At 73.0% G+C, this 25,260-nt stretch carries 17 protein-coding genes; 12 read left to right on the top strand and 5 right to left on the bottom strand.

Annotation, left to right across the window (positions count from 1 at the left end):
* Positions 1–300: 300 nt before the first annotated feature.
* Positions 301–2,568, bottom strand: coding sequence for a heavy metal translocating P-type ATPase (locus AC069T_RS12755; RefSeq protein ID WP_478782739.1), 2,268 nt, complete (start codon positions 2,566–2,568; stop codon positions 301–303).
* Positions 2,569–2,691: 123 nt separating this feature from the next.
* Complete coding sequence (locus AC069T_RS12750) at positions 2,692–2,931, bottom strand: heavy-metal-associated domain-containing protein (RefSeq protein WP_476751422.1); 240 nt, start codon at positions 2,929–2,931, stop codon at positions 2,692–2,694.
* Positions 2,932–3,155: 224 nt separating this feature from the next.
* Here AC069T_RS12750 and AC069T_RS12745 point away from each other — a divergent pair, with 224 nt between their 5' ends.
* A complete protein-coding gene (locus AC069T_RS12745; protein WP_478782738.1) occupies positions 3,156–3,713 on the top strand; it encodes a YcxB family protein in 558 nt (185 codons plus the stop codon).
* Between the two features lie 115 nt (positions 3,714–3,828).
* Positions 3,829–4,872: a zinc-dependent alcohol dehydrogenase family protein gene (locus tag AC069T_RS12740; protein WP_478782737.1), complete on the top strand. Its 1,044-nt coding sequence runs from the start codon at positions 3,829–3,831 to the stop codon at positions 4,870–4,872.
* Positions 4,873–4,954: 82 nt separating this feature from the next.
* Here the strand turns inward: AC069T_RS12740 and AC069T_RS12735 are convergent, their stop codons facing one another.
* Entirely contained in the window at positions 4,955–5,155 is a 201-nt protein-coding gene (locus tag AC069T_RS12735) for a helix-turn-helix transcriptional regulator (RefSeq protein ID WP_476751424.1), read from the bottom strand.
* A gap of 233 nt (positions 5,156–5,388) precedes the next feature.
* Positions 5,389–6,366 carry a sugar phosphate isomerase/epimerase family protein gene (locus AC069T_RS12730; RefSeq protein WP_478782736.1) on the bottom strand — a complete coding sequence of 326 codons (978 nt, stop codon included), beginning with the start codon at positions 6,364–6,366 and terminating at the stop codon, positions 5,389–5,391.
* Positions 6,367–6,488: 122 nt separating this feature from the next.
* On the opposite strand from AC069T_RS12730, the gene iolC reads away from it, so the two are divergent.
* The 9 genes from iolC (at position 6,489) to AC069T_RS12685 (ending at position 19,753) form a co-directional block, all read left to right on the top strand.
* Positions 6,489–7,439, top strand: a complete 951-nt coding sequence (iolC, locus tag AC069T_RS12725) for a 5-dehydro-2-deoxygluconokinase (RefSeq protein WP_478782735.1) — start codon at positions 6,489–6,491, stop codon at positions 7,437–7,439.
* An 80-nt stretch (positions 7,440–7,519) separates the two neighbouring features.
* A complete protein-coding gene (locus AC069T_RS12720; RefSeq protein ID WP_478782826.1) occupies positions 7,520–8,398 on the top strand; it encodes a Cgl0159 family (beta/alpha)8-fold protein in 879 nt (292 codons plus the stop codon).
* Between the two features lie 7 nt (positions 8,399–8,405).
* A complete protein-coding gene (gene iolB / locus AC069T_RS12715; RefSeq protein ID WP_478782734.1) occupies positions 8,406–9,230 on the top strand; it encodes a 5-deoxy-glucuronate isomerase in 825 nt (274 codons plus the stop codon).
* On the top strand, positions 9,227–11,101 hold the full coding sequence (gene iolD / locus AC069T_RS12710) for a 3D-(3,5/4)-trihydroxycyclohexane-1,2-dione acylhydrolase (decyclizing) (RefSeq protein ID WP_478782733.1): 1,875 nt from the start codon (positions 9,227–9,229) through the stop codon (positions 11,099–11,101). Before iolB ends, iolD begins: the two co-directional genes overlap by 4 nt.
* A 13-nt stretch (positions 11,102–11,114) precedes the next feature.
* On the top strand, positions 11,115–12,617 hold the full coding sequence (mmsA, locus tag AC069T_RS12705; RefSeq protein WP_478782732.1) for a CoA-acylating methylmalonate-semialdehyde dehydrogenase: 1,503 nt from the start codon (positions 11,115–11,117) through the stop codon (positions 12,615–12,617).
* Positions 12,618–12,993: 376 nt separating this feature from the next.
* Positions 12,994–14,403, top strand: a complete 1,410-nt coding sequence (locus AC069T_RS12700; RefSeq protein ID WP_478782731.1) for an APC family permease — start codon at positions 12,994–12,996, stop codon at positions 14,401–14,403.
* Between the two features lie 128 nt (positions 14,404–14,531).
* Entirely contained in the window at positions 14,532–17,183 is a 2,652-nt protein-coding gene (locus AC069T_RS12695) for an alpha/beta fold hydrolase (protein WP_478782730.1), read from the top strand.
* On the top strand, positions 17,180–18,043 hold the full coding sequence (locus AC069T_RS12690; protein WP_478782729.1) for an ABC transporter permease: 864 nt from the start codon (positions 17,180–17,182) through the stop codon (positions 18,041–18,043). Before AC069T_RS12695 ends, AC069T_RS12690 begins: the two co-directional genes overlap by 4 nt.
* Before the next feature lie 153 nt (positions 18,044–18,196).
* A complete protein-coding gene (locus AC069T_RS12685; RefSeq protein WP_478782728.1) occupies positions 18,197–19,753 on the top strand; it encodes a vWA domain-containing protein in 1,557 nt (518 codons plus the stop codon).
* Here the strand turns inward: AC069T_RS12685 and lacZ are convergent.
* A complete protein-coding gene (gene lacZ, locus AC069T_RS12680; RefSeq protein WP_478782727.1) occupies positions 19,750–22,935 on the bottom strand; it encodes a beta-galactosidase, LacZ type in 3,186 nt (1,061 codons plus the stop codon). The two genes, AC069T_RS12685 and lacZ, sit on opposite strands and share 4 nt — an antisense overlap.
* A 270-nt stretch (positions 22,936–23,205) precedes the next feature.
* Between lacZ and AC069T_RS12675 the strand changes: the two genes are divergently transcribed.
* Positions 23,206–25,131 (top strand): AMP-dependent synthetase/ligase, encoded by a 1,926-nt coding sequence (locus tag AC069T_RS12675; protein ID WP_478782726.1) that lies wholly within the window; start codon positions 23,206–23,208, stop codon positions 25,129–25,131.
* Positions 25,132–25,260: the final 129 nt, after the last annotated feature.

Here is a 25,260-nt window from a genome sequence, read left to right as displayed (position 1 = left end):
GCCGCTCAAAGCTCTCCGGTGTACGTGCCCCGGCAACGCAATTTCCGGGGACGTCCCCCAAGACGTCCCCCGATGCCAGCTACGCCCCCCAAGACGTGTCTGACATCGCCAACTTAGACTCACGAACCCCTTCGTTGGTTACATTCACATCTCTGTGATCTGCGTCTCTTGCATATGTCCTGAAGATACGCAAGAGCCCCGATACGTCGATCGGAGGCCAAGCGTAAGGATGCTGCGCGAGCCTTGTGAAGAGCTTATGTGAGGCTTCCGTTGGACTCTAGAGGGACTCCCGCTTCGCCGTCATGAGAATGCCCTGAGCCGAAGGCTGTTCGTCACCACGAACACCGACGAGAAGGCCATGGCGGCACCCGCGATCATCGGGTTGAGGAGTCCCGCGGCGGCCAGCGGGAGCGCGGCCACGTTGTATCCGAAGGCCCACACCAGGTTCCCCCGGATCGTGGAGAGCGTCCTGCGGGACAGCCGGATCGCGTCCGCCGCCACCCGCAGGTCTCCGCGCACCAGCGTCAGGTCGCTCGCCTCGATGGCCGCGTCGGTGCCGGTGCCCATCGCGAGGCCGAGGTCGGCGGTGGCGAGGGCGGCGGCGTCGTTGACCCCGTCGCCCACCATCGCGACCGTCCGTCCCTCGCCGCGGAGCCGTTCGATCACGCGGACCTTCTCCTCGGGCAGCACCTCGGCGATCACCTCGTCGATGCCGACGGCACGGGCCACGGACCGGGCCACCACCCGGTTGTCGCCGGTCAGCAGCACCGGCGTGAGCCCGAGGGCACGCAGGGCGCGTACGGCCTCGGCGCTGGTCTCCTTGATCGCGTCGGCGACGGTCAGGACGCCGATCGCCGCCCCGTCGCGGCTGACCACGACGGCCGTACGCCCTTCCGCCTCGGCCTCCCCCTTGGCGCGGGCCAGCTCAGGCGGGAGCGCCTCGTGCGGCAGCCGTCCCACCCGGATGTCCCGCCCGTCGACGCGCCCGCGCACGCCGAGCCCGGGGACGTTCTCGAAGTGCTCCGGGGCGGGCAGCGGGCCGGTGCGCTCCTCGGCGCCCGCCGCGACCGCCCGGGCGATCGGATGCTCCGAGGCGTGCTCCAGGGCGCCCGCCGCCCGCAGCACCTCGCTCTCGTCGACGCCCTCGGCGGCGTACACCTCGTGCAGGGTCATCCGGCCGGTCGTCACGGTCCCGGTCTTGTCCAGGACGACGGTGTCGACGCGGCGGGTGGACTCCAGGACCTCGGGGCCCTTGATGAGGATGCCGAGCTGGGCGCCGCGGCCCGTGCCGACCATCAGCGCGGTGGGGGTGGCGAGGCCGAGGGCGCAGGGGCACGCGATGATCAGCACCGCGACGGCGGCGGTGAAGGCGGCCACCGTGTCGCCCGTGAGGGCGAGCCAGACGCCGAACGTGCCGAGCGCGATCAGCAGCACCACCGGTACGAAGACCCCGGAGACCCGGTCGGCGAGGCGCTGCACGTCGGCCTTGCCGTTCTGCGCGTTCTCGACGAGCCGTGCCATCCGGGCGAGCTGGGTGTCCGCGCCGATCCGGGTCGCCTCGACGACGAGCCGTCCTCCGGCGTTGACGGTGGCGCCGGTGACGGTGTCGCCGACGGAGACGTCGGCCGGTACGGACTCGCCGGTCAGCATGGACGCGTCGACGGCCGAGGAGCCCTCGACGACGGTGCCGTCCGTGGCGATCTTCTCGCCGGGCCGCACCACGAAACGGTCTCCGACGGCGAGCCTGCCGACGGGGACGCGCACCTCACGGCCGTCCCGGAGCACGGCGACGTCCTTCGCGCCCAGTTCCATCAGGGCCCGCAGGGCCGCACCGGCGCGGCGCTTGGAGCGGGCCTCCAGGAAGCGGCCGAGCAGGATGAACGCGACGACCCCGGCGGCGACCTCCAGGTAGATCGTGGACGCGCCGTCCGTGCGGGAGGCGGTCAGCGCGAAGCCGCCCCGCATCCCCGGCATCTCCGGCATCCCCGCGTCCCCGAAGAACAGGGCCCACAGCGACCAGCCGAAGGCGGCGAGCGTGCCGACGGATACGAGCGTGTCCATGGTGGCCGCGCCGTGCCGCGCGTTGGTGAGGGCGGCCCGGTGGAAGGGGAGTCCGCCCCAGACGACGACGGGCGCCGCGAGGGTGAGCGAGAGCCACTGCCAGTTCTCGAACTGCAGCGCCGGGATCATCGACATCAGGACGACGGGCAGGGCGAGGACGGCGCTGACGGTCAGCCGTTCCCGCAGGGACGCCAGTTCGGGGTCGTCCGCGGCGGGCGCCGTCTCCTCCTCCTCGGGGGCCGGGGGTGCCGGCTCCTCGGCCGTGTACCCCGTCTTCACGACGGTGGCGATCAGGTCGGCGACCGGGGTCCCCGCCGGGTACGCGATCCTCGCCTTCTCGGTGGCGAAGTTCACCGTGGCGGTGACGCCGTCCATGCGGTTGAGCTTCTTCTCCACCCGGGCCGCGCAGGAGGCGCAGGTCATTCCGCCGATGACGAGCTCGACCTCGGAGACCGGGACGGCCGCGGCGGGGTCCGCCGCCGGGGTCCGGGCTGCTGCGGTGGTCATGTCGGCTCCAGTCGGTGAGCCGGGCCGTACGGAGTCGGTGTCAGCCGGCCGGTACGGCCCGGTGCGGGTGCGGGTGCGAGCTGCTTCGGGCGGGCTCGCCCGTGGGTGCGGTGCGGGGCGGGATCAGGCGCGGCCGGCGAGCTCGAAGCCCGCCTCGTCGACCGCGGCGCGCACGGCGTCGTCGTCGAGCGGGGCGGCGGACACGACGGTGACCTCACCGGACGAGGCGACGGCCTTCACCGATTCGACGCCGTCGAGCTCCGAGATCTCGCCGGAGACGGAGCCTTCACAGTGCCCGCAGCTCATTCCGCTCACCCGGTAGACGGTGGTGACGGAGTTCGGGGTGCCGGTCTGGGCGGTCATGACGTTACTCCTCGTCGAGGCAGGGGGCGTACGTGTGCAGGCGGGAGACCCGTGAGACCCGGGTTCCCGCACGACGCACTCCACACTATACCCCTAGGGGGTACTAAGGGTGAGGGCACCGCCCGGCTGCGGGGCATGCCCGGCCGCCGTCCGCCTCGCCACGACCCCCGCCCCGGCATGGAGGGGCCGGTAGGATCCGCGGGTCGTCCTACTGGGGAGGGGCCATGGCCGAGGGCCGTGAGGACACCGGCAACAGTGCGGAAGTCGCCGCCGATGATGTGGACGAGGCGGCGGTGCGGCTGGTGTACCGCCCGCAGCCCGCCGACACACTGGCCGGTCTGCGGGTCCGGCAGCGGATCAGGCGCTGGGGACTGCTGCTGCGGAGCGTGTTCCTGGCACTGTGGGTGGGGCAGTGGCTGCTGGGCACCTTGAACCGGGGCAGTGTCGACGTGGTCTCCACCGCTCTGTTCCTGCTCGTCGTCCTGCTGGTGGGCGGCTATACGCGGCTGCAGGCCGCCCAGGTGCAGCGGATCGTCGGACGGCAGGGCGAGTACCGCACCACCGTGTCCCCGGCCGGGATCACCACCAGCAGCGACCACGGCACGCTCATCCAGAAGTGGTCGGTCCTCCAGGGCTACCGGGAGACCCGCGGACACTTCGTCCTGCTCAGCCGGGACCCCAACATCATGTGCCTCGAGGTCCTGCCCAAGCACGGGCTGACCACCGCCGCCGACGTCGACCGGCTGCGGGCCCTCCTGGACCGGCACACCACCCGCGTCTGACGCGGTACGGAGCCGGCGTTCCCCACGGAGGTGATCCCCAGGCGCCGGCGACGGGCGACCGCGACGGGCAGCGGGCAGGCGACGGGCGATGTGCGACGGACGAGGGGTGGGACGGATGCGGGCAGTGGTGTTCGAACGGTACGGCGAGCCGGCCGAGGTGCGCGAGGTGGCGGACCCGGAGCCCGCGGAGCACGGGGTGGTGGTGCGCGTCGAGGCCACCGGGCTGTGCCGCAGCGACTGGCACGGCTGGCAGGGGCACGATCCGGACGTCACCCTGCCGCACGTCCCGGGGCACGAACTCGCCGGTGTCGTCGAGGCCGTGGGCGCCCGGGTGAGCGGGTGGCGTCCCGGTGACCGCGTCACCGTGCCCTTCGTCTGCGCCTGCGGGAGCTGTGCCGCCTGCGCGGCGGGCGACCAGCAGGTGTGCGAGCGCCAGACCCAGCCGGGCTTCACCCGCTGGGGCTCGTTCGCGCAGTACGTGGCCCTGGACCACGCGGAGGTGAATCTGGTCGCCGTGCCCGCGGAGCTGTCCTTCGGGACGGCGGCGGCGCTGGGCTGCCGGTTCGCGACGGCGTTCCGTGCGGTGGTCGCGCAGGGGCGGGTGGCGGCGGGCGAGTGGGTCGCCGTGCACGGGTGCGGGGGCGTCGGACTGTCGGCCGTGATGATCGCGGCGGCCTGCGGTGCCCGGGTGGTCGCGGTCGACGTCTCGGGCCGGGCGCTGGAACTGGCGCGGCGCTTCGGCGCCGCCGAGTGCGTCGACGCCTCGCGGACCGCGGACACGGCGGAGGCGGTGCGCGAGCTGACGGGCGGCGGTGCGCATCTCTCCCTGGACGCCCTCGGTTCCCCCGCCACCTGTGCCGCCTCCGTGAACGGCCTGCGCCGCCGCGGCCGTCATGTGCAGGTGGGTCTGCTGCCGTCGCCGACCGGCTCCACCCCCGTCCCGATGGCACGGGTGATCGGCCTCGAACTCGAAGTCCTGGGCAGCCACGGCATGGCCGCGCACGCCTACCCGCGGATGCTGGAGCTGGTACGGGCCGGGGTGCTGCGCCCCGACCTGCTCGTCACCTCCGTCATCCCCTTGGGCGCCGCACCGGCGGCGCTGGCGGCGATGGGCGCGGCCCCGGGGTCCGGGGTCACGGTCGTCGAGCCCTGGAGCTGACGAGGCCTCCCGCCCCCGGCCCGGATCCACCGCGGCCCGCGGGCCGCACCCCGCACCGGCGGGGCGGGTCCCGCGGGCCCGCTCAGTCCTCTCTGCGCCCGCGGTTCCGTGGCCGTGAGGCGACCCAGGCGCGGACCGTGTCCGCGTACCAGTACGGTTTACCGCCCTCCACATGGTCGGGCGGGGGCAGCAGACCGTGCTTGCGGTAGGACCTGACGGTGTCCGCCTGCACCCGGATGTGCGCGGCGATCTCCTTGTACGACCAGAGCCTTCTGTCGGTCATCGGTGGCACCTCCCTGCGCGCGCCACAGCGGCGGCCGGGGGGCGGCCGTCGGGGGAGCCGGGCACTGCGCTGGCGATCACCCAGCCTGTGCCCGTTCGGCGACGCACCGTGACCGGGAAGCCGTACCTGTCGCCCGGGTGTGACCCAAGACCCGCGTATACGTGACATCTGTGACAGGAAGCGGTCGTTTGTGACACGAGTGACGCATTGGACGAGCAGTCGCCCCCCTGAGGTCACGCGCCGCAGGACCTCAGGAACGCCCGCGTCCGTCGCGCGATGGGCAGCGGCTTGTCCGGGGGGCACGGGTACATGTCCTGCTCGACGATCGCGAAGAGGTCGACGCCGAGCTTCTGCGCGGCGGCGAGGACGGGCTCCAGCGCCGGCACGCCGGACGGCGGTTCGCACATGACGCCGCGCGCCACGGCCGGCCCGAACGGCACCTCGCCGGCCCGGACCTCCGCCAGTACCAGCGGGTCCACCTGCTTGAGGTGGAGGTAGCCGATGCGTTCGCCGTACGTCTCGATGAGCTTGACGCTGTCGCCGCCGCAGTACGCGTAGTGCCCGGTGTCCAGGCACAGCGAGACGAGGGAGGAGTCCGTCGCGTCGAGGAAGCGGGTGACGTTCTCCTCGCTGTCGATGTGCGTGTCGGCGTGCGGGTGGACGACGATCCGCAGCCCGTAGCGCTCCCGCACCTCGTGGGCCAGGCGCTCGGTCTGCGCGGTGAGGCTGCGCCACTGCGTCGGCGTCAGCGTGCTGCTCTCCAGCACCGTGCCCGTCTTGTCGTCCCGCCAGAAGGAGGGGATGACGACGAGATGCCGGGCGCCCATCGCCTGGGTGAGCGCCGCGATGGCCGAGACGTGCGCCCAGGTGGACTCCCACACCTCCGGCCCCCGGTGCAGCCCGGTGAACACCGTGCCGGCCGAGACGGTGAGCCCGCGCCGCGCGGTCTCCTCCGCGAGGACGGCCGGGTCGGTCGGCAGATAGCCGTACGGGCCCAGCTCGATCCACTCGTACCCGGACGCGGAGACCTCGTCGAGGAAGCGCTGCCAGGGGACCTGCTGCGGATCGTCGGGGAACCAGACGCCCCAGGAGTCGGGGGCCGAACCGATCCGGATGCGGGACAGTGAGGACGGAGGCGACGACCGCGGCGACGGCTGGGGTGCTGCGGGGCGTGACGGCTCGGGCGGCGACTGCGGTGGCAACGGCGTCATGGCCGCCAGCTTCGGACCGCCCCGGAGAGGTGTCAAGGCCTGGTCCGAATGTCTGGACAAAACGTTGACAGGGTTCCCCGGGCCGGGCTAGACCTGGGGACAGCCGAAGCGAAGGGATCTCGATGGCGTACGACCTGATCACCATGGGGCGGATCGGCGTGGACCTCTACCCCCTGCAGACGGGCGTCCCGCTGGCCCGGGTCTCGTCCTTCGGGAAGTTCCTCGGCGGTTCGGCGGCCAACGTCGCGGTGGCCGCGGCCCGGCTCGGGCGGCGTACGGCCGTGATCACGCGTACGGGCGACGACCCCTTCGGCACGTATCTCCACGAGGCGCTGCGGGACTTCGGCGTCGACGACCGCTGGGTGACGCCGGTCGCCGGACTGCCCACCCCGGTCACCTTCTGCGAGGTCTTCCCGCCGGACGACTTCCCGCTCTACTTCTACCGGCAGCCCAAGGCGCCCGACCTGGAGATCAACGTTCGCGAACTCGACCTGGACGCCGTCCGCGCGACCGGGATCTTCTGGGTGACGGGCACGGGCCTCAGCGAGGAGCCCAGCCGCACGGCGACACTCGCGGCGCTCGCCCACCGGGCCGCGGCCGGTACGACCGTCTTCGACCTCGACTGGCGCCCCATGTTCTGGCAGGACCCGGCCTCGGCGCGCCCCTTCTACGCCGAGGCCCTGCGCCACACCACGGTCGCCGTCGGCAACGTCGACGAGGTCGAGATCGCCACCGGCGAGCGCGACCCGCACGCCGCCGCGCGCGCCCTGCTGGCGGCCGGCGTCGAACTCGCCGTCGTGAAGCAGGGGCCCAAGGGTGTCCTCGCCGTCCACCGCGACGGCACGTCCGCCGAGGTCCCGCCGCTGCCGGTGACCGTCCTCAACGGCCTCGGCGCCGGCGACGCCTTCGGCGGCTCCCTGTGCCACGGCCTGCTCGCCGGCTGGGACCTGGAGCGCGTCATGCGGTACGCGAACGCGGCCGGTGCCATCGTCGCCTCCCGCCTGGAGTGCTCCTCGGCCATGCCGACGCCGGACGAGGTCGAGGACGCGCTCGCCGCGGGAGCGGTGCGGTGAGGGCGGGCCACGTCGGCGGGGCGCGGCACGAGGAGGGCGCCGGCGGCGGCCGGTCCGCCGCTCCGGGCGCCCTCGCCCCGGTGGACGTGTCCGAACTCGTCCGCACCCGCGCCCACCACCCCGAGGCGATCGCCGAGGCCGCCGTCCGCCGCGCCCGGCGCCCCCTGGTGGACGAGGGCCGCCGCCTGATGATCATCGCCGCCGACCACCCGGCCCGCGGCGCCCTCGCCGTCGGCGACCGCAAGTTCGCGATGGCGAGCCGCGCCGGCCTCCTGGAGCGGCTGTGCCTCGCCCTGTCCCGCCCCGGCGTCGACGGCGTCCTCGCCACCGCCGACATCCTCGACGACCTGCTCCTGCTCGGCGCCCTGGACCACAAGGTCGTCCTCGGCTCGATGAACCGCGGCGGCCTGGCCGGTGCCGCCTTCGAACTCGACGACCGGTTCACCGGGCACCGTCCGCGCGACATCGAGCGGTTCGGCTTCGACGCCGGGAAGCTGCTGCTGCGCATCGACTACGACGACCCGGGCTCGCTGCGCACCCTGGAGTCCGCCGCCCGGGTCGTCGACGAGATGGCGGAGCGCCGCCTCCCGGTGTTCGTCGAGCCGTTCCTGTGCCGCCGCGACCCGGCGAGCGGCGCGCTGCGCACCGACCTCGGCGCGGAGGCCGTCACCAAGTCCATCGCCATCGCGAGCGGCCTGGGCGGCAGTTCGGCGTACACCTGGCTGAAGGTGCCCGTCACCGACGACCCGGACGACATGGCCCGCGTCATGGAGACCTCCACCCTGCCGGCCGTCCTGCTCGGCGGTGACGTCGGCGAGGACCAGGACGGCGCGTACGAGAAGTGGCGCGGCGCACTCCGGCTGCCCACCGTGCGGGGGCTGGTCGTCGGCCGCTCCCTGCTCTACCCGGCCGACGGGGACGTGACCGCAGCGGTCGACACCGCCGTAGGACTTCTGTGAGGACCGGATGACGAACAACGACCTGTACGTCCCCAAGGGCGCCACGGCGGGCCCGCTGTACGCCGTCGACATCGACCCCGGGCGGGCCGGCTGGCGGCACAGCAGCCTGCGCGTCGTCGAACTCGGCCCCGGTGGCGGGCACACCTTCACCAGCGGCGACAGCGAGTGGATCGTGCTGCCCCTGGAGGGCGGCTGCACGGTGCGCACGCAGGACGAGGAGTTCCATCTCCGGGGCAGGGAAAGCGTATTCGCGGGAGTCACCGACTTCGCCTACGTGCCCCGTGACGCCCGGACACTGATCGCCTCCGGTGCGGGAGGCCGCTTCGCCCTGGCAGGAGCGAAGTGCGAGCGCCGACTCCCCGCCCGCTACGGCCCCGCACCGGAGGTTCCCGTCGAAGAGCGCGGCAGCGGCACCTGCGCCCGCCGGGTGCGCAACTTCGCCTCCGCCGACGCCTTCGACTGCGACCGGCTCATCGCCGTCGAGGTGATCACCCCCGGCGGCAACTGGTCCTCGTACCCGCCGCACAAGCACGACGAGCACCGCCCCGGCGCCGAGTCGCAGCTCGAGGAGATCTACTACTTCGAGATCGAGGGCCCGAACGGGTTCGGCTACCAGCGCGTGTTCCCCTCCCGCGAGGGGGGCGCCGACGTGCTGGCCGAGGTCAGGACCGGCGACGCGGTCCTCGTACCCGACGGCTGGCACGGCCCGTCCGTCGCGGCTCCCGGGCACACCATGTACTACCTGAACGTGATGGCGGGCCCGGGTCCCGAGCGGGAGTGGCGGATCTGCTTCCACCCCGGACACGTGGAGAGCACGGAGGGATACCGATGACCCGTCTGACGGTCGCGCAGGCGCTGGTGCGTTTCCTGGCCGCCCAGTTCACGGAACGGGACGGCGAGCGGCAGCGGCTGATCGGCGCCACCTGGGGCATCTTCGGCCACGGGAACGTCGCCGGGATCGGGCAGGCGCTCGTCGAGTACGCGGACGAGATGCCGTACCACCAGGGCCGCAACGAACAGTCCATGGTGCACGCGGCGGTGGGGTACGCCCGGCAGCGCAACCGGCTGTCCACACACGCCGTGACGACGTCGATCGGCCCCGGCGCCACCAACCTGGTCACCGGCGCCGCCCTCGCGACGGTCAACCACCTGCCGGTGCTGCTGCTGCCGGGTGACGTGTTCGCCACCCGCCCGGCCGACCCGGTCCTCCAGCAGCTCGAGGTCCCCCACGCGGGCGACGTGTCGGTCAACGACTGCCTGCGTCCCGTGTCGAAGTACTTCGACCGGATCACCCGCCCCGAGGCGCTGATCCCGGCCGCGCTCCAGGCGGTGCGGGTGCTCACCGACCCGGTGGAGACGGGCGCGGTCACCCTCGCGCTGCCGCAGGACGTGCAGGCGGAGAGCTTCGACTGGCCGGAGGAGTTCTTCGCGGAGCGCGTGTGGACCGTCCGGCGCCCGGCCCCCGACTCCGGTGAACTGTCCGCCGCCGTACGGGCCGTCCGCGAGGCCCGGCGTCCGCTGATCGTCGCGGGCGGCGGAGTCCACCACAGCCGCGCCGAGAACGTGCTCGCGGAGCTGGCCGCGGCCACCGGCATCCCGGTCGCCTCCACCCAGGCGGGCAAGGGCTCCCTGAGGTGGGACCACCCCCAGGACGTCGGCGGCATCGGCCACACCGGCACCGCGACCGCCGACGAACTGGCCCGCACCGCCGACCTGGTGATCGGCGTCGGCACCCGCTACACCGACTTCACCACGGCCTCCGGCACCCTCTTCGCGGGGCCGGGCGTCCGCTTCCTCAACCTGAACATCGCGCCCCACGACGGGCACAAGCTGGCCGGGCGGACCCTGATCGCGGACGCCCGCGCCGGCCTGGAGGAGCTGACCGAGGCCCTCACCCTGCACGGCCACCGCGCGGAACCCGCCTACGTCACCGAGTACACCGACGACAAGGAGCGCTGGGAGTACCGGGTCGACGCGGCGTTCGAGGCGGAGGACCCCGACCTCCGGCCGACCCAGCCGCAGGTGCTCGGCCTGCTCGACGCCCTGGTGGACGAGCAGGACATCCTCATCAACGCGGCCGGTTCGCTCCCCGGTGACCTGCACAAGCTGTGGCGGGCGCGGTCGCGGGACCAGTACCACGTGGAGTACGGCTATTCGTGCATGGGCTACGAGATCCCGGCCGCGATCGGCGTGCGGATGGCTGCGCCCGGCCGGCCCGTGTGGGCGCTGGTCGGCGACGGCACGTATCTGATGATGCCGACGGAGATCGTCACCGCCGTCCAGGAGAACGTCCCGATCAAGGTGCTGATCCTGCAGAACCACGGATACGCGTCCATCGGCGGCCTCTCGGAGTCCGTGGGCGGCGAGCGGTTCGGCACCGCGTACCGCTACCGGTCGGGCGACGGCGCCTACACCGGCGCGCCGCTGCCCGTCGATCTCGCCGCCAACGCGGCCAGCCTCGGCATGCGCGTCCTGCGCGCGAAGACCGTGCGCGACCTGCGGGCGGCCCTGGCCGAGGCACGCGCCGCGGACACTCCCACATGTGTCTACGTGGAGACCGAAACGGCAGACACAGTGTCGGGCGCGCCTCCGGCCCAGGCCTGGTGGGATGTACCTGTGGCCGAGACCGCGACCCGCCCGTCGGCGGTCAAGGCGCGCGACGAGTACGACCGGCACGTCTCCACCCGGCGCCGCCATCTGTGAGGGAGTTACTGGCATGACGAAGATCGTCAACCACTGGATCGGCGGCAAGCCCGCCGAAGGCACGTCGGGTACGTACGGCCCGGTCACCGACCCGGCGACCGGCGCCGTCACCACCAAGGTCGCCTTCGCGAGCGCCGACGAGGTCGACGCGGCGGTCGCCGCCGCCAAGGAGGCGTACGCGACCTGGGGGCAGTCCTCGCTCGCGCAGCGCACGAACATCCTCTTCAGGTTCCGGGCGCTGCTCGACGCGAACCGGGACGCGATCGCCGAGCTGATCACCGCCGAGCACGGCAAGGTCCACTCGGACGCGCTGGGGGAGGTCGCGCGCGGCCTGGAGATCGTCGAGCTGGCCTGCGGCATCAACGTGCAGCTGAAGGGCGAGCTGTCCACGCAGGTCGCCAGCCGTGTGGACGTGTCGTCCATCCGTCAGCCGCTGGGCGTCGTGGCCGGCATCACGCCGTTCAACTTCCCGGCCATGGTGCCGATGTGGATGTTCCCGATGGCCATCGCCTGCGGCAACACCTTCGTGCTGAAGCCGTCCGAGAAGGACCCGTCGGCCTCGATGAAGATCGCCGAGCTGCTGGCCGAGGCCGGTCTGCCGGACGGTGTCTTCAACGTCGTGCACGGGGACAAGGTGGCCGTCGACCGGCTGCTGGAGCACCCGGACGTGGCGGCCGTCTCCTTCGTCGGCTCGACGCCCATCGCCCGTCACATCCACACCACGGCCGCCGCGAACCACAAGCGCGTACAGGCCCTCGGCGGCGCCAAGAACCACATGCTGGTCCTGCCCGACGCCGACCTGGACGCGGCCGCCGACGCCGCCGTGTCGGCCGCGTACGGCTCGGCGGGTGAGCGCTGCATGGCCATCTCGGCGGTCGTCGCTGTGGGCGCGGTCGGCGACGAGCTGGTGCACAAGATCCGCGAGCGCGCCGAGAAGATCAAGATCGGTCCCGGCAACGACCCCGCCTCCGAGATGGGCCCGCTCATCACGGCGGCCCACCGCGACAAGGTGGCCTCGTACGTGACGGGCGCGGCGGCGCAGGGCGCCGAGGTCGTCCTGGACGGCACCGGCTACACGGTCGAGGGCCACGAGGACGGCCACTGGATCGGGCTCTCGCTGCTCGACCGGGTCCCGGTGACGGCCGACGCCTACCGGGACGAGATCTTCGGCCCGGTGCTGTGCGTGCTGCGCGTGGACACGTACGAGGAGGGCGTCGACCTCATCAACGCCTCGCCGTTCGGCAACGGCACGGCGATCTTCACCCGGGACGGCGGCGCCGCCCGCCGCTTCCAGCTGGAGGTGGAGGCGGGCATGGTCGGCGTCAACGTGCCGATCCCGGTGCCGGTCGGCTACCACTCCTTCGGCGGCTGGAAGGACTCCCTCTTCGGGGACCACCACATCTACGGCAACGACGGCACGCACTTCTACACGCGCGGCAAGGTCGTGACCACTCGCTGGCCCGACCCGGCGGACACCCCCGCCGGTGTCGACCTGGGGTTCCCGCGCAACCACTGAGTGTGATCGGCGCAGGCAGTGGAGCCGTCCGCGTTGCGGACGCCTCCACGTTTTTTTGACGCCGAAGCTGCGGTTCTCGTTCAGAGGGGATGAAACGGGTGACGCAGGTCACGAGAGTATTCGACCTTGGAAAGCAAGGTCACCTTTACGAAGAGCTTGATGATTGCCATCTCCGTGCGTCGGGGCCTGCGAAAGGCATGTGACCCGGGCCGCCACGCAACTGCGGATTCCGTAGGTAAACAGCCATTGACGTGCTGGTTTTCGTCGGGGTTCCATGCAGCGCCGGGAGCGGACGAACAGAAGAACAACGCGAGCCGCCGGAGGCGATATCGCTCCCGCCCCAAGCACTGCCGCACGAGTCGATCGGAACCGCTCCATGACCGACACGCTCCGCCCTGTCGAGACCGCCGCCCCGGCCGCCGCCCCCACGGCGCCGGGCAGCCCCCGCAAGCTCAAGCGCTCCATCGGAATCGTCGGCGGCACCCTGCTGACGCTCTCCTGCGTGACCCCCGCCTCCACCCTCTTCGTGGTCGTCCCCGACCTCTTCTCGTCCCTCGGCACGGCGACCGCGCTCACCATCGCGATCGGCTCGCTCCTCTGTATCGCCGTGGCGTTCTGCTACTCGGAGCTGGGCACCCTCATCCCCAGCGCGGGCGGCGAGTACGCCATGGTCTCGACGATGGCCGGCCGCCTCGCCGGCTGGCTCGTCTTCGTGCTCTCCCTGCTGGTGGTCATGATCGTGCCGCCGGTGATCGCCATGGGCACCGCGGACTACCTCGCCCCGATCGTGCACCTCGACCCGTCCTACGCGGGCGCCGCGGTCATGCTGCTCGCCACCCTCGCCGGCCTGCTCGACCTGCGCGCCAACGCCTGGATCACCGGCGTCTTCCTGGTCCTCGAGGTCATCGCCGCGGCCGTCGTGGCGGTCCTCGGCTTCGCGCACGGTGAGCGCGGCGCGGGCAGCCTGGTCTCCTTCCAGGTCGCGGACGCCGGCGGTCACACGGACACCGTCACGGCCATGCTGATCGTCTCCGGGCTCGCCATCGCCCTCTTCGTCACCCAGGGCTTCTCGACCGCGGTCTACCTCTCCGAGGAGCTGGAGAACCCGCGCCGCAACGTGGCCCGTACCGTCCTCGCCACCCTCGCCATCTCGTCGGTGATCATCCTGGTGCCGGTCGTCGCGATCACCATGGGCGCCCCGGACCTGGCGGCCCTCAGCGGCGGCGACATCAGCACCATGGTCACCACCTGGTCGAACTCCGCCGTCGGCACCTTCGTCAGCCTGTGCGTGGCCCTCGCGATCATCAACGCGGGCATCGTCATGGTCATCCAGAACTCCCGCGTCCTGTTCGCCTCCGCCCGCGACAAGGCCTGGCCCGAGCCGGTCAACCGCGGCCTGTCCCGCCTCGGCCGCTTCGGCTCCCCGTGGGTCGCCACCCTCCTCGTGGGCGTCCCCGGCGCGGTCCTGTGCTTCGTGAACCTGGACACCCTGTACGGCGTCACCGGGGTCTCCGTCACCGCCATGTACCTGCTGGTCGCGGTGGCCGCCCTGCTCGCCCGGCGCGGAACGCACGCCCACACGGCCGCCTGGCGCATGCCGCTGTGGCCCGCCGTACCCGTCCTGCTGATCGGCGTCCTCGCCTACATCCTGAGTCAGCAGGAGGCGGGCTACCTCCTGTGGACCGGCGGCATCACCGCCGTCGCAACCCTGTACTGGGCCTTCTACCTGCGTCCCCGCCGTGACACCCGCTGGCTGGTGTCGATCCCGGAGGACGGGGAGGCCTGAGCCGCGGCCCCGCGGCACCGCGTACCACGGGCGCGGTACGCGGGGGCGCGACCGTACTCCCAGGGGAGGGGCCCGGGTTCAGCCCGGTGGCTGCACCGGTTGACGGCGGCCCCCCTTACGGTTGACGCATGGATCTTCGACTGCCCCGACTGCGCGGGCCCGCACCGCGGGGGCCGCGCCGGTGGGCCGCCGCCGCGGCCGCCGTCGTCGTGCTCGCCGGTGCCGGCACGTGGACGGCCGCCGCCTCGGACGAGCCCCCGACCGTTCACCGCGCCGACCGGGCCATGGCCATGGGCGACGGGGTGAAGATCAACACGTCGTACTTCACCGCGGGCTCCGGCCGCCGCCCGGCCGTGCTGCTGGCCCACGGCTTCGGCGGCAGCAAGGCGGACGTGCGGGGCCAGGCCGAGCAGCTCGCCCGCGACGGATACGCGGTGCTGACCTGGTCGGCGCGCGGCTTCGGCGGCTCCACCGGGAAGATCGGCCTGAACGACCCCAAGGGCGAGGTCGCCGACGTCTCGAGGCTCATCGACTGGCTGGCCGAGCGGCCCGAGGTCGAGCTGGACGGACGCGGCGACCCGCGGGTGGGCCTCAGCGGCGCCTCCTACGGCGGAGCGGTCTCCCTGCTGGCCGCCGGGTACGACCGGCGGGTCGACGCGGTCGCCTCGTCGATCACCTACTGGAACCTGGCGGACGCCCTCTTCCCGAACGGGGTCCTCAAGAAGCTGTGGGCCGGCCTGTTCATCAACTCCGGCGGCGGCTGCGAGCGCTTCGAGGCACGGCTGTGCGCCATGTACAACCGCGTCGCGGAGGCCGGGAAGCCGGACGCGCGGGCGCGCGCCCTGCTCGACGCCCGCTCCCCGTCCGCCGTCGGCGACCGCATCAAGGTGCCCACGCTCCTGGTGCAGGGCCAGACCGACTCGCTGTTCCCGCTCGGCCAGGCCGACGCGACGGCCAACGCGATCCGGGCCAACGGCGCACCGGTCGGCGTCGACTGGATCTCCGGGGGCCACGACGGCGGCGACAAGGAGAGCGACCGGGTCCACGCCCGCGTCGCCACATGGTTCGACCGCTACCTGAAGGGCGACGAGAGCGCCGACACCGGCCCCGCCTTCCGGGTCACCCGCACCGGGGGCGTCGACTCCACGGACGGCGCCGCACAGCTGCGGGGCGCGAGCGCGGACACCTACCCCGGCCTGGAGAGCGGACTGCGGAAGGTCGCGCTGAGCGGACGCGAGCAGAGCGTCCGCAACCCCGCGGGGGCCAGTCCGCCCGCCATCTCCGCCCTCCCCGGCCTCGACGACTCCGGCGGCATCTCCCAGCTGTCCTCCCTCGGCGTCGGGGTGTCGGTCGACTTCCCGGGCCAGTTCGCGAAGTTCACCTCCGCCCCGCTCGCCGCGGACCTGCGGGTCACGGGATCTCCGACGGCGACCGTGCACGTGAAGTCGACCACCGACGACGCCGTCCTCTTCGGGAAGGTGTACGACGTCGGACCCGGCGACTCCCGGCAGTTGCTGCCCGCCCAGCTGGTGACGCCCGTACGGGTGGAGGGCGCGAAGGCCGGCAAGGACGTCCGGCTGACCCTGCCCGCCATCGACCACGAGATGCGCAAGGGCCACCGGCTGCGTCTGGCCCTCGCCTCCACGGACCTCGGCTACGCGTCCCCGGCCGCCCCCGCCACGTACACGGTGTCGCTGAAGGGCGACCTCCGGGTCCCGACCGCGCCGGACGTGCGGACCGCGCCCGCGCCGCTGCCCGCCTGGGTGTGGTGGCTGCCGGTGGCCGGCGCCCTGGCCGCGCTCGCCCTGCTGCTCACCGGCCGCCGCCGTGCCTCAGCCGGGCCGCCCGACCCCGAACTGGCCGACGTCCCCCTGAAGATCACCGGACTGAGCAAGCAGTACGCGAAGTCGGCGGACCGGTACGCGGTACGGGACCTGTCCTTCCGCGTCGAGAAGGGCCAGATCCTCGGCCTGCTCGGGCCGAACGGCGCGGGCAAGACGACCACCCTGCGCATGCTCATGGGCCTGATCGGCCCCGACGACGGCGAGATCCGCGTCTTCGGGCACGCGATCCGGCCCGGTGCCCCGGTGCTCTCCCGCGTCGGCGCCTTCGTCGAGGGCGCCGGGTTCCTCCCGCACCTCTCGGGCCGCGAGAACCTGGAGCTGTACTGGCGGGCCACCGGGCGCCCGCCCGAGGACTCCCACCTGGACGAGGCCCTGGAGATCGCCGGCCTCGGCGACGCCCTGGCCCGCGCGGTGCGCACGTACTCCCAGGGCATGCGCCAGCGCCTCGCCATCGCCCAGGCCATGCTGGGCCTGCCGGACCTGCTGATCCTGGACGAGCCGACCAACGGCCTCGACCCGCCCCAGATCCGCGAGATGCGCGAGGTCATGATCCGCTACGCCGCGGCCGGCCGTACCGTCATCGTCTCCAGCCACCTCCTGGCCGAGGTCGAACAGACCTGCACCCACCTGGTGGTCATGGACCGCGGCAGGCTGGTCCAGGCCGGGCCCGTGCACGAGATCATCGGCTCCGGCGACACCCTCCTCGTCGGCACCGGCTCACCCGTGGCCGAGCCGCTCGCCGAGAAGGTCGGCGCGCTGCCCGGCGTGACCTCCGCCGTCGTCACCGACGACGGACTCCTGGTCCGGCTCGCCACCGGGGCAAGCGCGGAGAACCTGGTCGTCGAACTCGTACGGCTCGATGTGCCCGTGCGCTCGGTCGGCCCCCACCGGCGGCTCGAAGACGCCTTCCTCACCCTGATCGGAGGCTCCGCGTGAGCACCCTCACCGAGCGGACCGAGACGGCCGACGGCTACCGGGCGCGACGGACCCTGCCGCTGCGGGTGGAGCTCGCACGGCAGCTGAAGCGCCGCCGCACCCTGGTCATGGGGGCCGTGCTCGCGCTGCTGCCGTTCGTCCTCGTCGTCGCCTTCGCGATCGGCGGCGAACCGGGCGGGCGCAACGGCCAGGTGACGCTGATGGACACGGCCACCGCGTCCGGCGCGAACTTCGCCGCGGTGAACCTGTTCGTGTCGGCCGGCTTCCTGCTGGTGATCCCGGTGGCGCTGTTCTGCGGGGACACGGTCGCCTCCGAGGCGAGCTGGTCGTCGCTGCGCTATCTGCTGGCGGCACCGGTCCCGAGGACCCGGCTGCTCCTGTCCAAGCTCACCGTCGCACTCGGCCTCAGCCTGGCCGCCATGGTGCTCCTCCCGGTCGTCGCGCTGGCGGTGGGCACGGCGGCGTACGGCTGGGGCCCGCTGGAGGTCCCGACCGGCGGAGAGCTGTCCACGGGCACCGCGACCCAGCGCCTGCTGATCGTCGTGGCGTACATCTTCGTGTCCCAACTGGTCACCGCGGGGCTCGCGTTCTGGCTGTCGACCAGGACGGACGCCCCGCTCGGCGCGGTCGGCGGCGCGGTCGGACTGACCATCGCCGGCAATGTGCTGGACGCGGTGACCGCCCTCGGCGACTGGCGCGACTTCCTGCCCGCGCACTGGCAGTTCGCCTGGGCGGACGCCGTCCAGCCGGACCTGGAATGGAGCGGCATGATCCAGGGCGCCGCGGTGTCCACGGCGTACGCGCTCGTGCTGTTCGCCCTGGCCTTCCGCGGCTTCCGGCGCAAGGACATCGTGTCGTAGGTCTCCGGAAGGTCACCCGCCGGTCTCGGCGGCCGCTCACCGTGGCCGCATCGAGACGCATCCGCAACGCCCCGTGGCGCACATCCCGGCCCCCTCGGACGTCACAGTCACAGACGTAGGCCAGGAGCCGGACCGTTCACCGAGGGGGCACGGATGGGGATGGACCACATACGGCGGCTGCGCGGGGGGCTGCTCGCGCTGACGCTCGCGGGCGGCCTGCTGCTCACGGGCTGCGGCGGCGGCGCGGACGGCAGCAGGGCGTCGGACGGCGCCGCGAAGTCCCGTGGAGGCGGGACCGGCTGGCCGGCCCCGGCGCCGAGGCCGGGCACCTCGGAGGGCGAGCGGCCCGGGGAGGAGACCGGCGACGGCGACCGTGACGCCGCCCCGTCCCCCGACCACCTCTCCACCTTCGCCCTGGACGTCGACACCGCCTCGTACGGCTACGCCCGCCGCACGCTCGCCGGCGGCCGGCTGCCCGACCCGGCGACCGTCCGCCCCGAGGAGTTCGTCAACAGCTTCCGCCAGGACTACGAACGCCCCGACGGAAACGGCTTCTCGGTCACCGTCGACGGCGCCCGCACCGACGCCGAGGACTGGTCGCTGGTCCGGGTCGGCCTCGCCACGCGGGAGGAACGGCCCGAGGGCGAACGCGCGCCCGCCGCCCTCACCTTCGTCGTCGACGTCTCCGGCTCCATGGCCGAACCGGGCCGTCTGGACCTGGTCAAGGACTCCCTCGGGGTGATGACGGACCGGCTGCGCGACGACGACGCGGTCGCCCTGGTCGCCTTCAGCGACGAGGCCGAGACCGTCCTGCCGATGACCCGGCTCGGCGGCCACCGCGACCGCGTCCACGCCGCGGTCCGCCGCCTGGAGCCGCGGTCCTCGACCAACCTCGGCGAGGGCGTCCGCGCCGGGTACGACACCGCCGTGGAGGGTCTGCGCGAGGGTGCCACCAACCGGGTCGTCCTGCTCTCCGACGCGCTCGCCAACACCGGCGACACCGATGCGGACAGCATCCTGGAGCGCGTCTCGGACGCCCGCCGCGAGCACGGCATCACCCTGTTCGGCGTCGGCGTCGGCAGCGATTACGGAGACGCCCTGATGGAGCGCCTCGCCGACAAGGGCGACGGCCACACCACGTACGTCTCGAACGACGCGGAGGCCAGGAAGGTCTTCTGCGAGGAACTCCCCCGCAACATCGACCTCACGGCCCGCGACGCGAAGGCGCAGGTCGCCTTCGACCCCGCGACGGTCGAGACGTTCCGGCTCGTCGGCTACGACGACCGGCAGGTCGCCGACGAGGACTTCCGCGACGACCGGGTGGACGGCGGCGAGGTCGGCCCCGGCCACACCGTCACCGCCCTGTACGCCGTCCGCACCAGGCCGGGCGCCTCCGGGCATCTCGCCACCGCGAGCGTCCGCTGGCTCGACCCCGGCGACCGCACCCCGCACGAGGAGTCCGGCCGGCTGGAGGCGGCCTCCCTCGGCGACGACCTGTGGAGGGCGTCGCCCGGCCTCCAGGTCGCCGCCGTGGCCGCCTACTTCGCCGACGACCTCCGCCGGGGCGAGGACCGCCGGCCCGCGCTCCCGGCCCGCCCCTCGCTCGGCCGGCTCGCCGACCGCGCCGACCGGCTGGCGACCGTCGCGCAGGACGAGGCGGTTGGCCGGCTGGCCGACGCGATCCGCCGGGCCGACCGGCTCCGGGGCTAGAGCCTCCCCTGGGCGGGCCGCAGCCGGTAGGCGTACGTGTACGTCCGCCCCGAGCGCAGCACGTACTCCGCGAGCGGTGCCGCGCCCCACGAGTTGATACCGCCGACGCCCATCTGCCGGTGGTTGACCAGGAGCACCGTCTCGTCCCGCCGCTTCAGCTCATGGGGGTGCCGGGGCCCGTCCAGGTCGAACGGCGAGTGATGCAGGGCGCTGGTCTCCAGGAGCGGTTCGCCGTCCGCCGGGTCCGCGAGCACGCAGAGCCCGTCACCGGCCCGGTCGGTCAGCGACAGGCGCCGTACGTCCGTCATGTTGCCCGTCTGCTGGGGACGGACGTACGGCGCCATCTGTTCGTCGACGGTGGAGCGGTAGCGGCCCACGAACGCGGCGGTCCTGCGGTCCTGGTAGTTCTCGTGCGGCCCCCGGCCGAACCAGTCGAGCCGCTCGAAACCGGCCGGGACCGTCAGCAGGGCGCCCACCATGGGCAGGTCCGGCAGCCCGGCCGCGGCGTCGAGGGTGTGCCGGACCCGCACCTCGCCGTCGGCGCGCACGGTGAACACGGTGTGCCACGTGCAGGCGCCGGGCGAGGTGGGCAGCGTGCAGCCGACCTCGATGACGACCTCGCCGGACGCGGGCCGCGTGACGCTCACCGACGTCACCGTCCGCCGGGTGCCGGCCTCCCGCCAGGTCCGCGCGGTGGCCGGGAACCTGCGCCCGATGTCGTTGTCGGTGGGCCCGCGCCAGAAGTTCGGCACGGGACCCTCGACGAGCAGCCGCCGCCCGCGCCAGGTGTACGCGGAGAGCGTCCCGGACTCCTTGGAGAGCACCACCTCCACCTCCCGCCCGGTCACCGTGACCTCGGTGTCGCTCTCCACCGGCGTGAGCTCGCCGCGCGGCGCGGCCGCCGTCCGCGCGGGCGTGTGCCAGTCCAGCGCGAGCTGTTCCGCGGCCACCTCGTGCCCGGCGCCGGCCCAGCGCGTCCCGGCCCGCAGGACGAAGGAGAGGTCGAGGAAGTACTCGGCTCCGGGCTCCGGCGCCGCGGGCCTGCGGTACGGGACGCGGACGGTCCCCTCCGACCCGGGTGCGACGGCGGGCGCGGCGAGCGTGCCGTGCTGCACCCGGTCGCCGTCCCGGGTGACGGACCACCGCAGTTCGTACGCGTCCAGCCCGCTGAACAGGTGCTTGTTGCGCACCTTCACGGTCCCCTCGGACAGCTCGCCCGCCCTGATCCCCACCGGCTGGTAGCACTTCTTCGCCTCGATCAGCCCCGGGTGCACCGAGCGGTCCGCCGCCACGAGACCGTTGCAGCAGAAGTTCCCGTCCGTGGGATAGCCGGGGTGCCAGTCGCCTCCGTACGACAGGTAGGTGCGCCGCGCGTCCCCGGGCACGGGCAGCCGGATCGCCTGGTCCGTCCAGTCCCAGACGAAGGCGCCGTGCAGGTTCGGGTAGCGCTCGAAGATGTCCCAGTACTCCCGGAGGTTGCCGCCGCTGTTGCCCATGGAGTGGGTGTACTCGCACAGCATGAACGGCTTCGGGTTGCCGGACCTGCCGTACGCCTCCACGCCCGCCGGGCTGGTGTACATCTCGCTGTGCACGTCGGCGACGGAGTTCATGCCCTCGTAGTGGACGGGGCGCGAGGCGTCCCTGGCGTGCACCCAGTCGGCCATGACCTGGAAGTTCGACCCTTTGCCCGCCTCGTTGCCGAGGGACCAGACGACGACGCAGGCGTGGTTCTTGTCGCGCTCCACGAGCGAGCGGACCCGGTCCACACAGGCGTCGGTCCACTCGGCCAGCGACCCCGGCAGGGTGTCCCGCACCCCGTGCGTCTCCAGATTGGCCTCGTCGACGACGTACAGCCCGTACTCGTCGCACAGCTCCATCCACCGCGGGTGGTTCGGGTAGTGCGAGGTGCGGACCGCGTTGATGTTGTAGCGCTTCATCAGGCGGATGTCCTGGAGCATCCGCGCCTCGTCGACGGCCTGGCCGCGGTCGGGATCCGACTCGTGGCGGTTGGTGCCCCGGAACATCAGCGGCTTGCCGTTGAGGGTCAACCTCCCGGGCCCGTAACCGACTTCGCGGAAGCCGACCCGGGTGCTGTGCACGTCGACCGCCCGGCCCGAGGCGTCGGCCAGCGTGACGACCAGCGTGTACAGGTTCGGCGCCTCGGCCGACCACAGGGCGGGCGCCGTCACGTCCGCCCGCAGCCGGACCTCGGCGTCACCGTCCCCGAACTCCACGTTCCCGGCCGGCACCAGGACCGGCACGCGGCGCCCGCGCGCGTCGAACAGCTCCGCCGTCACCCGGTACCCGCCCGGCCGCTCCCCGCCGCGGTCGCGTACGGCGACGTCCACCGTGAGGACGGCGTCCCGGTACGCCGCGTCCAGTTCGGTCCGCACGAACAGGTCCTGCACGTGCACCGGCGGGATCGAGTACAGGTACACGTCCCGGAAGATCCCGGACAGGTCGATCATGTCCTGGTCCTCGAGCCAGCTGCCGTCGGACCAGCGGTACACCTCGACGGCGAGCGTGTTGCGGCCCGGCCGCAGCCGGCGGCTGATGTCGAACTCGGCGGGGGTGTAGCTGTCCTCGCTGTAGCCGACCCGCTCGCCGTTGACCCAGACGAAGAACGCCGACTTCACGCCCTGGAAGGAGAGCAGCGTGCGCCGCCCGGACCAGCCCTCGGGCACGGTGAAGGTACGGCGGTAGGAGCCCACCGGGTTGAAGTCGTGGGGCACCTGCGGGGGCGCCGGGGTCTCGTAGCCGATCCACGGGTACCTGACGTTGAGGTAGATCGGCTCCGGGTATCCCTCGATCTCCCAGTTCGACGGGACCGGGATGCGGTCCCAGCCGCCGTCGTCGAAGCCCGGGTCCTCGAACCCGACGGGCCGCCGGTCGGGGTTGCGGGCCCAGTGGAAGCGCCAAGTCCCGTTCAGCGAGAGGTGGTACGGCGACTCGGCGAACTTCCCGCGCAGCGCGTCACCGGCACTCGCGTACGGCACGAGGCGGGCGCGCGCCGCCTCGCGGCCGATCTGGAAGACGCCCGGCCGCGCGTCCCACGCGGCGTCCTCCGCGTCCGCGGCGAACGCCCCCTTCTGCGCGGTGAGGGCGGCCCATCCCGCGAGAGCGCCACCCGCGAGGAGGGTGCGGCGGCTCGGACGGTGGCTGGTCGGTGTGTCAGCACTCACGCTGCGGCTCCGCACGTAAGACAACAAGAAGCGCCAGCATCGAACCGGACCGCTCAGCACGCAAGGCTCCACGGGCCGCACAACTCCCTTTGGCGCACAGGGGCAGAGGCCATCGGAGGGGCAAGGCCCGGCCGGCCCCTCCCCGGCGAGGCCCGTGCGCGACCCATTGAATTTCTGTTACGCGCGAGTAAGTTGACTCCGGAGTAAGAAACGCCGCACACCCCGCACCTCCGTACCCGCACCCCGCACGAACCGCGACAGGGAGCCGCCATGGGCGTACGCAAGGACTTGAAACGGGCGAAGCAGCGCACCGGTCCCGGGACCCGCGGCCGGATCGAGCTGATCCGGGACGGGACCGGCGCGGTCCGCGAGGCGCGCGCCGACCGCCTGGCACCGGCGCCCACCACCGGCAGCACCGCCGACCTGCCCTACACCAACGCCTCCGAGGCACCCGACGCCGTCGTGCTGCGCCGCAGAACGGGCGGTGCCTGGCGCCCGGTGACCGCGGCGGCCTTCGCCCGTGAAGTCACCGACGTGGCAGCGGGGTTGATGGCGGCCGGCCTCGAACCGGGCGGCCGGGTCGCCATCATGTCGCGTACCCGCTACGAGTGGACCGTCCTGGACTTCGCCGTCTGGGCGGCCGGCGGCCAGAGCGTCCCGGTCTACCCGACCTCGTCCCCGGACCAGATCGGCTGGATCGTACGGGACTCCGGCGCCCGCTTCGTCGTCGCGGAAACCGCCGAGAACGCGCGAGCCGTGGCCGCCGGAACCGCCGGGCATCCCGAGCCGCCCCGCGTCTGGCAGCTGGACGCGGACGCGCTCGCCGCGCTCGCCGCATCCGGCCGCGGCGTCCCCGGCGAGGAGGTCGCCAAGCGCCGCGCCGCGCTCACCCCGGACACCGTCGCCACCCTCTGCTACACCTCCGGCACCACCGGACGCCCCAAGGGCTGCGTCCTCACCCACGCCAACCTGCACGCGGAGGCCGCCAACACGGTCGAGCTGCTGCACCCCCTCTTCAAGGAGGTCACCGGACAGGTCGCCTCGACCCTCCTCTTCCTCCCGCTCGCCCACGTCCTCGGCCGCTCCCTGCAGATCGCCTGCCTGCTGGCCCGGATAGAACTGGGCCACTGCCCGAGCATCAGGCCCGACGAACTCCGTCCCGCCCTCAGGGAGTTCCGCCCCACCTTCCTCGTGGGCGTCCCGTACCTCTTCGAGAAGATCCACGACACCGCCCGCGCGACCGCCGAGAAGATCGGCCGCGGCGCCTCCTTCGAGCGGGCCGACCGCATCGCGGTCCGCTTCGGCGAGGCCCACCTGGCCGCATTCTCCGGCCGCGGCAAGGGCCCGGGCCCCGGCCTCAGGGCGGCCCGGGCCCTGTACGACCTGCTGGTGTACCGCCGGGTGCGCAAGGAGCTCGGCGGCCGGACGCGCTACGCCATCAGCGGCGGCTCCCCCCTCGACCGCAACCTCAACCTCTTCTTCTACGCCGCCGGGATCATCGTCTACGAGGGCTACGGACTCACCGAGACGACCGCCGCGGCGACCATCGTCCCGCCGCTGAGCCCCCGCCCCGGCACGGTCGGCCGCCCGGTCCCCGGCACCGCGGTCCGCATCGCGGACGACGGCGAGGTCCTCGTCGAGGGGGGCGTCGTCTTCGGCGGCTACTGGAACGACCCGGCCGCCGGTGAAGCCGTCCTGCGCGACGGCTGGTTCGCCACCGGCGACCTCGGCGCGCTCGACGACGACGGCTACCTCACCATCACCGGCCGCAAGAAGGACATCCTCGTCACCTCGGGCGGCAAGAACGTCGCCCCGGCCGTCCTGGAAGACCGCCTGCGCAGCCGCCCGCCCGTCGGCCAGTGCCTCGTCGTCGGCGACAACCGCCCCTACGTCGCCGCCCTCATCACCCTGGACGCCGACTCCGTGGCCCACTGGCTCGCCGTCCGGCGCCTGCCCGCCGACACCCCGCTCGCCGACCTCGTGACCGACCCCCGCCTGCGCGCCGACGTCCAGAAGGCCGTGGACTATGCCAACGAGGCGGTGTCCCGGGCCGAGTCCATCCGCGCCTTCCGCCTGGTCACCGGCGAGTTCACGGAGGACAACGGCCTGCTGACCCCGTCCCTGAAGGTCAGGCGGCACGCGGCGGTGGCGGCGTACGCCGGGGAGATCGAGGAGCTGTACCGGCAGGAGCGCTGAAACGGCGCGGGCACACGAAAAGGGGCGGGGGGACCAAACTTGTTGTGGGGTCCGCCCCCCGCCATCCCCGAGGGGTTGGGTTCTTGCGGTGGGGGGGAGAGTGGAGACCCGCTCCAGGAAGGTTTGCGC

Source organism: Streptomyces sp. NPDC043867 (assembly GCF_056435845.1).
Note: the sequence above shows the minus strand (reverse complement) of the source record. Positions and strands in the feature narration are given on the sequence as shown.